8 protein-coding genes are annotated in these 14,148 nt (G+C 65.8%); 3 read left to right on the forward strand and 5 right to left on the reverse strand.

The genetic code is table 11. The features are described from left to right. Positions 1-3: 3 nt before the first annotated feature. The 3 genes from BLT40_RS00520 to BLT40_RS00530 form a co-directional block, all read right to left on the reverse strand. On the reverse strand, positions 4-1,770 hold the full coding sequence (locus BLT40_RS00520; protein WP_079522583.1) for an autotransporter assembly complex protein TamA: 1,767 nt from the start codon (positions 1,768-1,770) through the stop codon (positions 4-6). Between the two features lie 149 nt (positions 1,771-1,919). Further along, entirely contained in the window at positions 1,920-4,562 is a 2,643-nt protein-coding gene (locus tag BLT40_RS00525) for a glycosyltransferase (RefSeq protein ID WP_239709174.1), read from the reverse strand. Between the two features lie 230 nt (positions 4,563-4,792). Next, positions 4,793-5,260, reverse strand: coding sequence for a Dps family protein (locus BLT40_RS00530; RefSeq protein ID WP_090350706.1), 468 nt, complete (start codon positions 5,258-5,260; stop codon positions 4,793-4,795). A gap of 118 nt (positions 5,261-5,378) precedes the next feature. Between BLT40_RS00530 and hrpA the strand changes: the two genes are divergently transcribed. Next, positions 5,379-9,416, forward strand: coding sequence for an ATP-dependent RNA helicase HrpA (gene hrpA, locus BLT40_RS00535; RefSeq protein ID WP_090350709.1), 4,038 nt, complete (start codon positions 5,379-5,381; stop codon positions 9,414-9,416). 20 nt (positions 9,417-9,436) lie between these two features. Then, positions 9,437-11,542: a RelA/SpoT family protein gene (locus BLT40_RS00540; RefSeq protein WP_090352481.1), complete on the forward strand. Its 2,106-nt coding sequence runs from the start codon at positions 9,437-9,439 to the stop codon at positions 11,540-11,542. A 25-nt stretch (positions 11,543-11,567) separates the two neighbouring features. Here the strand turns inward: BLT40_RS00540 and BLT40_RS00545 are convergent, their stop codons facing one another. Both BLT40_RS00545 and proC read right to left on the reverse strand, forming a co-directional pair. Continuing rightward, entirely contained in the window at positions 11,568-12,149 is a 582-nt protein-coding gene (locus BLT40_RS00545; RefSeq protein WP_090350713.1) for a YggT family protein, read from the reverse strand. Then, positions 12,146-12,970 carry a pyrroline-5-carboxylate reductase gene (proC, locus tag BLT40_RS00550; RefSeq protein WP_043695279.1) on the reverse strand — a complete coding sequence of 275 codons (825 nt, stop codon included), beginning with the start codon at positions 12,968-12,970 and terminating at the stop codon, positions 12,146-12,148. Before proC ends, BLT40_RS00545 begins: the two co-directional genes overlap by 4 nt. 117 nt (positions 12,971-13,087) lie before the next feature. On the opposite strand from proC, the gene BLT40_RS00555 reads away from it, so the two are divergent. After that, a complete protein-coding gene (locus tag BLT40_RS00555; RefSeq protein WP_036111278.1) occupies positions 13,088-14,125 on the forward strand; it encodes a type IV pilus twitching motility protein PilT in 1,038 nt (345 codons plus the stop codon). Positions 14,126-14,148 lie beyond the last annotated feature (23 nt).

A 14,148-nucleotide genomic window follows, 5' to 3' on the forward strand; every position in this document is an offset into this window, starting at 1 on the left:
TGCTCACAGGTCGGGCCCGATGACGACGTGAAGGTGGATGCCGTGTTCGTTCTTGTCGCCGACCGGCACGCCGATATCCGCGCGGATCATGCCGACCGGTGACAGCCAGCGGACGCCCAGGCCGGCGCCGATGCGCGGGCTGTAATCGGTGCCCGTGAACGCGTTGCCGGCGTCGACGAAGGCGGCCATGCCCCAGTTGCGGGTGAAGTAGTGCTCGACCTCGGTACTGCCGACCAGCAGGCCTTCGCCACCGATCACGCGACCGTAGCTGTTTCGCGGACCAATGCTCTCGAAGTCGTAACCGCGCACGGAGCGATCGCCACCGGCGAAGAAGCGCAGCTGCGGCGGCAGATCGCTGAAGTTGTCGGTCCAGATCTTGCCGGCGGTGCCGCGCAAGATCAGACGGTTGCGGCCCCAGAACGACTGAATCCATTTCACGTCGCCGATCACCTGCGAGAAGCTGGCGTCGGAGAGCAGACCGCCCACGGTGCTGCGTCCGGTGACGGTGATCGACCAGCCGCTGCGCACGAAGGTCGGGTTGTCGCCCTTCTTCCTGCTTAGCGTCACCTCCGGGTAGAGCAGGGTGCTGCGACCGTGCTCGAGGCCTGCGGCGCTGTCGGCTTCATCGCCACGCTTGCCGACGGTGAAGGTGCCGGACAACGCGCTGACGCCGAGCGTGCGCGTCCAGCCGTGCCATAAACGGGTTTCATTGGCGACCAGCTGCAACGTGCGCGACTGCGAGGTCACGGTGTTGGCGTCGCGGTAATTCGCGCCGAAGTTGAAGCTGCGCTGGTTGGGGCCGGGCATGGGGATCTGGTACAGCGTGGAGATCGTCTTCAGGCGCGTGGCGACGACCAGCTCGTTCTTCCACTTGTGACCGCGATCGTTGATCCAGCGCTTCTCGATACCGCCGCGAAGGCCCGGGCCCGTATCCGTGCCGAAGAACGGACCGCCGGTGTAGATGGTCCGCTTGGCCGGCGCCAGTTCGACGTCGATGTCGATCGTGCCTTCCTTCGCGTTGTCCGTATCGGGGATGACGTTGACGACGGCGAAATAGTCGGCGCCGTTCAACGCCTGCTGCAGTTCCAGCAGCTGGCTCTGCGAGAAGTAGTCGCCGCTCTTGAACGGCACGTAGCGATCGAGGAAACCGTCGCGGAACTGCGAGTTCTTGAAGACGACGTGGCCGTACCGATACCGCTGGCCGGCTTCCCACTTCAGGTTAACCGTGGCGCTGTGCTCGGCCCGGTTCACTTCCACGCTGTGCGTGACGAGCCTGGCGTCCAGGTAACCCGTGGCGGTCAGCGCGCCGCTGACCGCGTCGCGCGCGCCGTCGTAGGCGCCGTCGTTCATGGGCTGGTCTTTGAGGTTTTCGACACCGCGGACGGCGCGACGGATCGTCGGCACCTTCTTCGCGTCGTCATCGACCGTGACATTCACCTTCGTGATCTTCACCGGCGTACCGGGGACCACATGCAGCGTCACCTGCCAGTCGTTGCCGACCTGGTTGAGGTCGCCCGTCGCCGTCGCCTCGTAGTAGCCGTAGGGGCGAAGCGCGGTCTGCACCTGGTCGGGCGCCTTCTCGTAAAGGCGGCGAACCTGCGCGGCGGTGACGTCGCGTTTGGCGTACTGGGAAAGGTCGACGCCGGCGACCACGGCGTTCTTCAGGTTCTCGTCGACACCGTCGACACGGAGGACGATGCCGGCATGCGCGAGCGTGGGCAGGAGGAACCACGGCAGAAGCAGCAGTCCATGGCGTCTGGTAAGGCGCATGAGCGTCCTGTTCCGATCGTGATTCACAAACGCCGTCGCGAGGACGGCAGCCAGGCGGGGTCGCATCCAGCGTCCCCTGACGTCAGGTCTTGGCGTAACTTACCGCGACGGGCGTGTAAGGTCGATACACAAACGTGAACGAGGCTGAATCAACCGGCCTCGTCACCCGAGGTATGCGCGATCCACGCGCCGACCAGAGCGGACACGTACGGAATCGACTGCGCGGCCAGGATGAACATCCACAGCTCGCTCTCCGTATAGGCGGTGCCGTAGTGCATGGCCATGCCGATCACGGCGCAGAGCAGGGCGATGGCCATGAGGCCTTCTTCGCGCACCGGTGCGAAGGCGGCGAAGCTGCTGCCACCCATGCGCCGGCTCTTGGCCGTCACCACGAATGCGGTCTTCTCACGGGTGAGGCCATGCAGGATGCCGCGCGCGATGGCGTGCGACAGGCCCATGCTGGCCACCGATGCCATGATGGTGTCGTACCAGCCGCACGGGACACGTGCCCGGTACAGCACCACACCGAAGATGGCCTTGGCGAAGAAGAAGCCGATCACGGGGATCATGAACAGCTGCATCGGCAGGTTGAAGTACTCCGGCGCGTAGATCATGCCCGCGGTCCAGAGCAGACCCATCATCGTGAAGATGAAATGCAGCGCGTCGGCGAACCAGCTGAACCAGCCGGTGAGGAAGTGGAAACGCTGACCGGCGGAGAGCGGACCCTTGCGGGTCATCCAGTTCCAGCGGCCCTTGAGGATCTGCATGGCGCCAAACGCCCAGCGGTAGCGCTGGCTCTTGTACGCCTTGAAGTCCGCCGGGGTGAGGCCCTTGCCCATCAGCTCGTCGACGTAGACCAGCTCGTAACCCGAATGCATCAGGCGCAGGCCGAGTTCGGCGTCTTCGCAGATGGTCCATTCGGACCAGCCGCCGGTGCCTTCCAGCGCCGAGCGACGGACCATGGTCATGGTGCCATGCTGGATGATCGCGTTGCGCTCGTTGCGGTGGTGCATGCCGATGCGGAAGAAGCCGTCGAATTCCCAGGCGGTCATGCGGCGGAAGCGGTTCTTCTCGAAGTCGCGGTGGGCCTGCGGGCACTGCACCACGGCGACCTTCGAGTCGTGGAAGTAACCTGTGAGGGAGGCGAGCCAGTCTTCACGCACCACGTAATCGGCATCGATGACGGCCACCACATCGGCGCGCTCGTCGGTCGCGGTCAGGCCGAAGTTCAGCGCGCCGGCCTTGTAGCCGGGCCACGGTTCGAGGTGGAAGAAGCGGAACTTCGGGCCGAGCTGCTCGCAGTACGCCTTGACCGGCTCCCAGACCGCCGGGTCCTTGGTGTTGTTGTCCAGCACCAGGACTTCGTAGTTCTCGTAGTCCAGCGCGGCCAGCGAGTCCAGGGTCATCTGGACCATCTCCGGCGGCTCGTTGTGGCAGGCCAGGTGGATGGAAACGAAGGGCTGACGCTCGACCGGGTCCTTGGGCAGCATGCCCGCATGACGGATCCAGCTGCGGGCCCAGAGGACCTCGGTGAACTCGAAGCCGTTGATCAGCAGGATGCCGAGGATGGCGATCTGCGCGGGGAACAGCAGGATCAGCATCGCCCAGTCGAACGGGCTGAGGTAGAAATTGAACGGCAGGGTCGCCGACCAGACGATCAGGCCGCAGGCCAGCTGGATCAGCGCCATGAAGAACAGGCGCCCCATCAGCTTGAAGCGGCTGAAGCGCAGGCCGAACCAAAGCATCGGGAAGAACGCGATGACCGAAGCGGCGAGCGCCTTCCAGGGCCAGCCCACGTCCTCGGTGACCGGGCCGGTGAAGGGGAACTTCAGCTGGCGGTCGGCGTTGAACATGCCCCAGTAGGCGCCGGTGCGGCCTTCGCCCAGGTTTTCCTTCCACGGCTGATCGATGGCTTCGAGGACGTAGTAGTCGTCGATGCCCTTGCGCTTGGCCACGTTGAAGAATTCACGGAGGAAGATCGCTTCGTTGGAGACGCTGGGGTAAGCGTACTTGTTGCGATCGCCGTTGGACGGCCAGCCGATCTCGCCGATGACGATGTGCTTGCCGGGGAAGGTCTTCTGCAGGGCCTGGTAGCTGCCGTCGGTGTTGTTGCTGCCGTCCTCGTTGCGGGTGCCGATGGAGTCGGCGACGCCGGCACGGGTCTCGATGCCGTTCCAGTAGGGGAAGAGGTGGACCGTGATGAAGTCGACGTGGTTGGCCAGCTCCGGGTTCTGGATCCAGACGTGGAACGGCTCGGCCACGGAAACCGGTTGGTGCACCGCGGCACGGACCCGGTCGAGGTACGCCATGATCTGCTCGGGCTTCATGTCGCCGCGGAACAGCGACTCGTTGCCCACGATGACCCGGGTGATCGTCTTGGGATAGCGGTTGGCCTGGGCGATCAGCGCTTCGATCTCGCGCTCGTTGTTTTCGAGGCGCGTGTCGATGTTGGCACCCGCCATGACGTCCAGACCTTCCTTCGCGGCCAGGCGAACCGTCTGCGGGTTCTCCAGCATCGAGTAGGTGCGGATGCGGGGCGAATACTTCCGGACCAGCCTCAGATCGCTGTCGATCTCCGGATCCGTGGCGAAGTCGCCCTTCATCGGGTTTTGGTAGCGCTGGTAGGCGGTGAACGCGAAGCCCGGGATCGGGCCGTGCCAGTCGGTCGGCCCGTTGGGCAGATTGGCTACCAGCCAGAGGCCGAAGTTAAGGCCCGCGACGAGGATCGCGAGGATCAGCGCGGCGAGAATCGGATGGCTTCGTTCGGTCTTGGTGGCTGAGCTCAAAACAATCCCCGGACCGGTCGGCCCCCAAATGGAGTCAGAAGGTAACCGGGGGAGCTTAACCAACGCGAGGGACCGGCTCAACGCATTGCAGCAAAGCCGGTCAGGCTGGCCTCAGAGAAAAAGCCGAAACCGGGGGCCGCAACCGGGTAGGAGCGCGCCCCGCGCGCGAAAAGCCAACAGGGCGGGGATGCGGGAAATCCATCGCGCGCATGGCGCGCTCCTACAGGGGCTGCCGCTTATTTCAGGAGGGAGCGCAGCATCCAGGCGGTCTTCTCGTGTTCCTTGAGGCGCCCGGTGACCATGTCGGCGGTACCATCGTCACCTGCGGCCTCGGCAGCCTTGATCGTGTCACGCGAGGTGGCGGCGGCGATCTCGTGGCCTTCGACCAGCTGGGCCACCATGTCCTTCCACTCGGGCACGCCCGATTCTTCCTTGATCGAGGTGAGCTTGCCGAACTGGCTGTAGGAGCCCGGGGCGAACACGTCGAGGATGCGGATCCGCTCGGCGACCTCGTCGGCGGCCAGCCACAGCGCGTTGTACTGCACCTCGAACATGGCGTGGAGGCTGTTGAACTGCGGCCCGGTCACGTTCCAATGGAAGTTGTGGGTCTTCAGATACAGCGAATACGTGTCCGCCAGCAGCTTGGACAGGTGCTTCGCGACCGCTTCACGGTCTTTCTTGGCAATACCGATATCGATGGCCATCTTACGACTCTCCTTGGAATGATCTTGCTTTGGATTGAAATCTTAACGTTCGGACCGGACGAGGTGAAATGAAACGTTCCGATGCCGTCCATAGGCGCACGCTATTATTGGCGTCCCCATGAGTACAACCACACCTCCCGCCCGTTCTCCGTCGCCCGATCCGCGCCTGCGCGCGATGCGCGATGCGCTCAATCACGTGGCCAGCCGCGATTTCGGTCGCCTGCTCGGGCGCTGGCGCGGTCTCCAGCGCAAGCCGGATCCGTCCCGCGTGGACGCCCTCGCCGCCGATATCGAGGTGTCGCGCGCGCGGCGCGCGGCACGAGCCGCGTCCAAGCCGGCGATCACGGTGAATGCCTCGCTGCCCATCGCGGCGCGCGCGGAAGACATCATCAAGCTGATTCGCGAGAACCAGGTCGTGGTGCTGGCCGGTGAGACCGGCTCGGGCAAGACCACGCAGCTCCCGAAGCTGTGCCTTGCGGCCGGGCGCGGCGAGGCGGGGATGATCGGTTGCACGCAGCCGCGGCGTCTTGCCGCACGTTCGGTTGCCACGCGCGTGGCCGAGGAGCTGGGCACGCCGCTGGGCGACAAGGTCGGCTTCCAGGTGCGCTTCACCGAGAAGGTGTCCGATCAGGCGCTGGTCAAGTTCATGACCGACGGCATCCTCCTGGCCGAGACCCAGTCGGATCCCTGGCTGTCCGCCTACGACACGATCATCATCGACGAGGCGCACGAGCGCAGCCTCAACATCGACTTTCTGTTGGGCTACCTCCGGCGGCTGGCCGAGCGCCGGTCGGACCTGAAGATCATCGTGACCTCGGCGACGATCGACACCGAGCGCTTCGCCACCCATTTCGGCAATGCGCCGGTGGTCGAGGTAGAGGGGCGTACCTACCCGGTCGAGGTTCGCTATCGGCCGCCCGGCGAGCGCGGCGAAGGCAATGTCGCGCAGCAGATCGCGGACGCGATGGACGACATCACCCGTGAGGATCCGCGTGGTGACGTGCTGGTATTCCTGCCCGGCGAGCGCGAGATTCGAGACACCCATCTGTTGTTGTCGCGCAAGCAGTACCGTGAGACCGAGGTGGTGGCGCTCTACGCGCGACTTTCCGCCAGCGAGCAGGATCGCGTGTTCCGTCCCGGGCCGAAGCGGCGCATCGTGCTGGCGACCAACGTGGCCGAAACCTCGTTGACCGTGCCGCGCATCAGGTATGTCGTGGATCCCGGAACGGCGCGCGTCAAACGCTACAGCCAGCGGGGACAGCTGGAGCGGCTGCATATCGAGCCCATTTCGCAGGCCGCCGCCAACCAGCGCAAGGGCCGCTGCGGACGCGTGGGACCGGGCATCTGCTATCGGCTTTACGAAGAAGCCGACTTCAATCTCCGTCCGGAGTTCACGGACCCGGAACTGCTCCGATCCTCGCTCGCCAACGTGATCCTGCGCATGCTGGCGCTGGATCTGGGCGAGGTGGAGGACTTTCCGTTCCTCGAAGCGCCGGATCCCCGCATCGTGGCCGATGGCTACCGCCGCCTCGCCGAGATCGGTGCGATCGACGACGACCGCCGCCTTACGGCGACCGGGCGTACCGTCGCGCGTCTGCCGATCGATGTGCAGCTGGCGCGCATGCTGGTGGAAGCGCGTCGGCTTGGTTCGCTGGCCGAACTGACCACGATCGTCGCGTTCCTCAGCATCCAGGACCCACGCGAGCGTCCGCCGGAAGCGCGCGGCCAGGCCGATGCGGCTCATGCACAGTTTGCCGATCCGAAATCCGACTTCGTCGGCGTGCTGAATCTGTGGCGCGGCTATCTGTCCGCCGCCGAGGAACTCACCTCGTCGAAGCTGCGCGACTGGTGCTCGCGTCACTTCCTGAGCTTCATGCGCATGCGCGAGTGGCGCGAGCTGCACCGGCAGCTCGTGCTGGTGACGCGCAACCTCGGCTGGTCGGACCGGGATAAGTCCGAGGACAAGGCAGGCCAGGGCAAGCCGGCTGTGGCAGGAGCCAGCCCTGCTGGCGATAAGCGCCGCCGCAACCGTGCGGTCGCCAACAGGGTCAGCTCCCACCAAAGCGGGGAGATCGCCGACAGGGTTGGCTCCCAGCAGGGTGAGGGCAGCGCGGACGCGCTCTTCGAGGCCGTGCACCGCAGCCTCCTCGCGGGCCTGCCGACCCAGGTCGGCCACAAGGACGAGAAGGGCATCTTCCGCGGGACGCGCGAGCGCCGCTTCCAGGTCTTCCCCGGTTCCGCGCTTGCCAAGTCGCCGCCGGCATGGATCTTCGCCGCGCAGATCCTGGATATCGGTGGGCGGATCTGGGCGATGATGAATGCGCGGGTCGATCCGGCGTGGATCGAAACGCAGGCCAGTCACCTCGTCCGCGCGACGGCGCGCGACGCCCACTGGTCGCGCAAGCGCGGTACCGTCGTGGCGTACGAACAGGTCACGCTGTTCGGTCTGGTGCTGGTCGAGCGTCGTCCGGTGACCTTCCACCGGCAGGATCCCAGGCTGGCGCACGAGATCTTTCTGCGCGAGGCGCTGGTGCGCGCGGATATCGACAGCCGCGCCGACTTCGTCCGTGCCAATGCGCGCGTGCTCGAGCAGGCGCATGACATCGAAGCCAAGCAGCGCCGCGCCGGTCTGCTGCGTTCCGACGACGATCTGGTCGCCTTCTTCCACGGCAAGCTGCCCGAGGAGATCGCCGACGTACGCGCGCTCGACGCGTGGTACCGGAAGGCATCGCCCGGTGAACAGGCCGCCTTGCGCTGGACGCTCGCTGATGTGATGGATACCGGCAGCGGGCTCGATCCGAAGGCGTTCCCCGCCTCCCTCGATATCGGTCAGCACCGCTATCGGCTCGAATACCGCTTCGTCCCCGGCGATCACGCCGATGGCGTCACCGTGAATGTGCCGCTGGCTTTCCTCAATGCGTTGCCGACGGCGCGGGGCGAGTGGCTGGTCGCTGGCCTGCTCGTCGACAAGGTGGCCGAGCTGATCCGTGCATTGCCGAAGGCGCTGCGGCGCAACTTCGTGCCCGCGCCGGATTTCGCACGCGCGTTCGCCGAAGCCGAGTCGCCGCGTGACGAATCCCTGCCGCTGGCGCTGGCCCGTTTTCTGAAGAAAACCACGGGTGTCGACGTGGACGCCGCGGTGTTCGCCGATGCGGAGCTTCCGCCGCACCTGCTCATGCGCTACCGCGTGCACGACGAAAACGGTCGCACCGTGGCCGAAGGCCGTGACCTCGCGGCGATTCGTGCCCAGTGGGAAGGCAAGGCGCGCGAAGCGTTCTCGCGCAAGACCGACATCGAACTCACGCGCGAGGACATCGTCACGTGGGACTTCGAATCGATCCCGGCGGAAGTGACGTCCGAAGCCGGTCTGAAGGCCTACCCCGCGCTGGTCGACCTCGGCGAGGCGGTGGCGTTGCGTGTCTTCGAGCGCGCCGACGAGGCCGCCGAAGCACATGCGGGCGGTGTCGAGCGGCTGCTGCGTGAAGCGCTCGGCCCTGAATTCAAGCGCGCGAAACGGCAGTTGCCGATCGCCAATCCGCTGTCGCTCAAATACGCGCCGATGGGCAGTGTCGACGGTCTGCGCGAGGACCTCGTGGAGGGTGGCTTCAGCGACCTGCTCGACGGTCGCCGGCTCGACATGCGCACCCAGGGTGCCTTCGAAGCCTTGCGCACGGAATTCGCCCAGAAGCTGTTCGGCGCCGCGATGGCGCGGCAGAAGCTCGCCGAACCGATTATCGAGGCACAGGCCGAACTCAAACCGTGGATGGAGCCGCCACTGATGGGCTTCGCCAGGGCCAGCTACGACGACCTGCGCGAGCAACTCGCGGCCTTGTTGCAGCCGGGGTTTCTGCGGGAACTGCCGACCACCCGGCTCGCGCATATCCCGCGTTACCTGAAAGCCATGCGTCTGCGTGGCGAGCGTCTCCGCCAGGATCCCGCGCGCGACCAGTCGCGTATGCTGCAGGTGCTGCCGTACTGGCGCGCACTGCTGCAGGGTGGCGGCACCGCGCTGGATGCGACGGACTGGAGCGAGCTACGCTGGTTGCTCGAAGAATGGCGCGTGTCCCTGTTTGCCCAGGAGCTGAAAACGGCCGAGCCGGTTTCAGCCAAACGGCTGGCGAAGGCACTGGAAACCGCGCAGGCGGCGTCACGATGAAAACCCGCGAGGATGAAGCCATGAGCGAGACGCGCTCCCCGGAGGCGAAAGGCAACGCGATGCCGCTGACCGAGCGTGCCCGCGAGGCCTGTGCCGTGCTGCCCGTGGCGGCGCGGGCCGAAGGCGAGACCGTCATCGAGCTGTTGCGCCTGCTCGGCTGCGATGACGAAACCTGCGCCTCGGCACTGTGGTTTTCGCTGGTCAACGGGCTGCCCGGCGCGGCCGACGAGGCGGCGAAGACATGGGCGCCCACACTGCGCCGCCTGGTCGAAGGGCAGGGCGAAGCGGAAAAGGTCTGGGCACTGCATGCGCAGCGCGGTCCGGCGAGCGGCGCGGAAGGCCTGCGTCGCCTGTTGCTGGCGATCATCCGCGATCTCCGCGTCGTGTTCGTCCTGCTCGCACGCCAGCTCGCCGCGATGCGCACCGCCATGGCCTTGCCGGATCACGAACGTCGTGAACTGGCCCAGCTCACGTCCGACATCCATGCGCCGCTCGCCAATCGCCTCGGTATCTGGCAGCTGAAATGGGAGCTGGAGGATCTCGCCTTCCGTTACCTGGAGCCGGACACCTACCGCCGTATCGCGCGTCTGCTCGACGAGCGCCGCACCGATCGCGAGACGTTTATCGCCGCGAGTCTGACGACGTTGCGCGAGACGCTCGACGGTGCCGGCGTGCATGCCGATCTCGCCGGTCGTCCGAAGCACATTTTCTCCATCTGGAAAAAGATGAAGAAGAAGGGGCTGGAGTTCTCCGACCTCTATGACATCCGTGCGGTGCGCATCCTCGTCGACAGCGTGGCCGACTGTTACGCGGCGCTGGGTCTCGTGCACAGTCTGTGGCCGCATCTGCCGGGCGAGTTCGACGACTACGTCGCGCGACCGAAGGGCAACGGTTACCGGTCGCTGCATACCGCCGTGCTGGGTCCGCAGGGCAAGACGCTGGAAGTGCAGATCCGTACGCACGAGATGCACCGCGCTAACGAACTCGGCGTGGCCGCCCACTGGCGTTACAAGGAAGGCGGCGGTGCCGATGCGGAATTCGAGGCGAAGATCGCCTGGATGCGCAAGCTGCTCGAACCGCGCGGTGAAGACGAGGCCGAGCTCGCCGCGGGCTTCGAAACCGAGCTGATGGAAGACCGCGTGTATGTGCTGTCGCCCAAGGGCGAGGTCATCGACATGCCGCGGGGTGCGACCGTGCTCGATTTCGCGTACCACATCCATACCGAGGTCGGTCATCGCTGCCGTGGCGCGAAGCTCAACGGCCGCATCGTGCCGCTGACCACGCAGCCGCGCAGCGGCGACCGCATCGAGATCCTCACCACCAAGGTGTCGGAGCCGAGCCGTGACTGGCTCTCGGCCCATCACGGTTACCTGCATACGTCGCGCGCGAAGGAAAAGGTGCGCGGCTGGTTCCGGCGCGAGGCGCACGACGCCAACATCGTGACGGGCAAGATCACGCTCGAGAAGGAGCTGCGCCGGCTGGCGCTCGACGACGTCGATCTGGCCAAGCTGGCCACGCACTTCCGCCTGAAGTCGGTCGACGAGCTCTACGTCACCATCGCACTCGGTGAGGTCACGCTGGGGCAGGTGGCTCGGTCACTGCAGGAGCCGGTGGAACCGGAGATCACGCAGTCGGGCAACCCCGTCGCGTCGCGCGCCGCCCAGCACGACCGCGGGGCGCTGTCGATCGAGGGCCTGGGTAATCTGCTCACGACGCTTGCGCGCTGCTGCCAGCCGCTGCCGGGCGACCCGGTGCGTGGCTTCATCACCCGCGGACGTGGCGTATCGGTTCATCGCTCCGATTGCGCCAGCCTGGCACGGCTCGCACGCCGCAGCCCCGAACGCGTCATCGACGTGAGCTGGGGCCGCGTGGAGGTGCAGAGTTACGAGATCGACATCGAGCTGCGCGGTTACGACCGGAAGGGGCTGCAGAAGGATGTCGCCACCACGATCAGCAACACCGGACCGCACATCGTCGCGTCCTCCAGCCGCGTGCATGTGCGGACGGGCGAGGTCGACATGCGCTTTACGCTGCGAGTGAAGGACTATGAGCAGCTTTCAACGTTGCTCGGTCGGTTGAGCGCGCTGTCCAACGTGACGGATGCGCGGAGGGTAGGGGGCAGGTAGGAGTGCGCTGGGCGCGCTCCTGCCTTCAGCCTGCCGCCCCCAGCATCATGGACACACCCCAGTCCTTGATCGGCGCGGCAATCAGCATCCGCGCCAGGATCAGGCCGAGAATCACGACGGTCGGCGAGAAATCCAGTCCGCCGATCGTCATGCGCCCACGCAGCGGCCTCACCAGCGGCTCGGCCAGGCTCGTCACCAGACGCGCCACCGGGTGGTAGCGATCGGTCGAGAGCATGCTCATGATCGACCAGGCGAAGACCAGCACCACCCAGGTCAGCAGGAAGATATCCAGCGTCTCGCCCAGGCCGGTGATCGCCAGGCCGAGGATGTTCGGCGCGATGCCCGCCATGGCGGCGATCAGAAGCCACTTGACGCATTCGAGCAGGTACACGATCACAATGCCGCCGGTGTTCACCCGGCGCACGGGCGGCAGCACCTTGCGCAGCGGTCGCAGCACCGGGTTGGTGAACCGGTAGAGGAACTGGCAGATCGGGTTGTGGAAGTCGGCCCGGTACGCTTCGGCGAGGATGCGCAGGATGAAAAGCGTGACGAGTGCGCCGAAAGCGACTTCAAGGAGCAGGCCGCCGGCGTTGGTCAGGTAGTTCACGTGTTCGATTCCATGTCTTCGGATAGTTGAAAGCCGCGTCGGCGCGCCGCGTCGACCGCCCGCGCCACGATGGCAGGGAAATGATCGTCGCGAAAGCTCTCCAGCGCAGCCTGGGTGGTGCCGTTGGGGGAGGTGACGCGTTGCCGCAGCGTGGCGGCGCTCTCGCCGGATTCGACCAGCATGCGCCCGGCGCCGAACGCCGTCTGCGCCGCGAGGGCCCGGGCCGTCTCACGGGACAGCCCTTGAGAAAATGCCGCGTTTTCCAGTGCCTCGACCATCAGGAAGAAATACGCCGGGCCCGAGCCGGAGAGGGCGGTGACGATATCGAGCTGGTCCTCGTCAGGCACCCACACGGTCAGGCCGCCCGCGTCCAGCACGTGCTGCGCCTCGGCCCGCTGCGGTGCGCTCACCCGCCCGTTGGCGAACAGCCCGGTGGCGCCGGCGCCGAACATGGCGGGCGTATTGGGCATGCAGCGCACCACGGGCAGGGCGGCGTCGAACCAGCGCTCGAGTTGGGCGATGCGGATGCCCGCCGCGATGGAGATGATCACCGGCCGGTATTTCTGTACCGCCGGACGGAGGCCGCGGCAGACCTCGGCCATCATCTGCGGCTTCACCGCCAGCACGAGGATCGACGCGCCTTCGGCGGCGTCGAGGTTGTCGGTGTACGTGGCCACGCCGTATTCGCGGGAGAGCTCCTGCAGGGCCTCGGCGCGGGGCTCGGCCACCGCGATGCCGCCGGGCTGGGCGCCGTGGCGAAGCATGCCGGCGATCAAGGCCGTGGCCATGTTGCCGCCGCCGATAAAGGCGATCCGATTCATGGGGTGGTCCGCTCCGTTCGCGATGGTTTTCACAGTCACCGAAGCATATATGGTGCCGCGCCTTGCCGCCGACCCTCCGGCGTGTTTACCTATGCCCCACATCGAAAGGGGACCCTCATGGATATCGCCGAACTCCTTGCCTTCTCAGTGAAGAACAAGGCCTCCGACCTGCACCTCTCCGCGGGCCTGCCGCCCATGATCCGCGTCGATGGTGACGTGCGGCGTATCAATATCCCCGCGCTGGAGCACAAGCAGGTCCATTCGCTGATCTACGACATCATGTCGGACAAGCAGCGACGCGACTTCGAAGAGTTCCTCGAGACCGACTTCTCGTTCGAGATTCCCGGGCTGGCGCGCTTCCGCGTCAACGCCTTCAACCACAACCGTGGTGCCGGCGCGGTGTTCCGTACCATTCCTTCCGAGGTGCTCACCCTGGAAGACCTCGGCGCGCCGAAGATCTTCCGCGAGCTGATCGAACAGCCGCAGGGCCTGATCCTGGTCACCGGGCCGACCGGTTCGGGCAAGTCCACGACGCTGGCGGCGATGGTCGATCACATCAACAAGAACGAATACGGTCACCTGCTCACCGTCGAGGATCCGATCGAATTCGTGCATACCTCGCAGAAGTGCCTGGTCAACCAGCGTGAAGTGCACCGCGACACCCACGGCTTCAACGAGGCCCTGCGTTCGGCACTGCGTGAGGATCCCGACTACATCCTGGTCGGCGAGCTTCGCGATCTGGAGACCATCCGCCTGGCGCTGACCGCCGCGGAAACCGGCCATCTGGTGTTCGGTACGCTGCATACCTCCTCGGCCGCCAAGACCATCGACCGCATCATCGACGTGTTCCCGGCAGGCGAAAAGCCGATGGTCCGCTCGATGCTGTCCGAGTCGTTGCGCGCGGTCATCTCGCAGTCCCTGCTGAAAAAGGTGGGCGGCGGTCGTCTGGCGGCCCACGAGATCATGGTAGGCATCCCGGCCATCCGTAACCTGATCCGCGAGGACAAGGTCGCCCAGATGTACTCGGCGATCCAGACCGGTCAGCAGTACGGCATGCAGACCCTCGACCAGAACCTGCTCGATCTGGTCAAGCGCGGCCAGATCACCCGCCAGGAAGGCATGATGTACGCCAAGAACAAGGAATCGTTCCGCTAAGGCGTGAAACAGTCCGCTGCAAG

Origin of the sequence: Dyella sp. 333MFSha, assembly GCF_900102405.1 — a bacterium.
In the GTDB taxonomy this organism is placed as follows: domain Bacteria; phylum Pseudomonadota; class Gammaproteobacteria; order Xanthomonadales; family Rhodanobacteraceae; genus Luteibacter; species Luteibacter mycovicinus.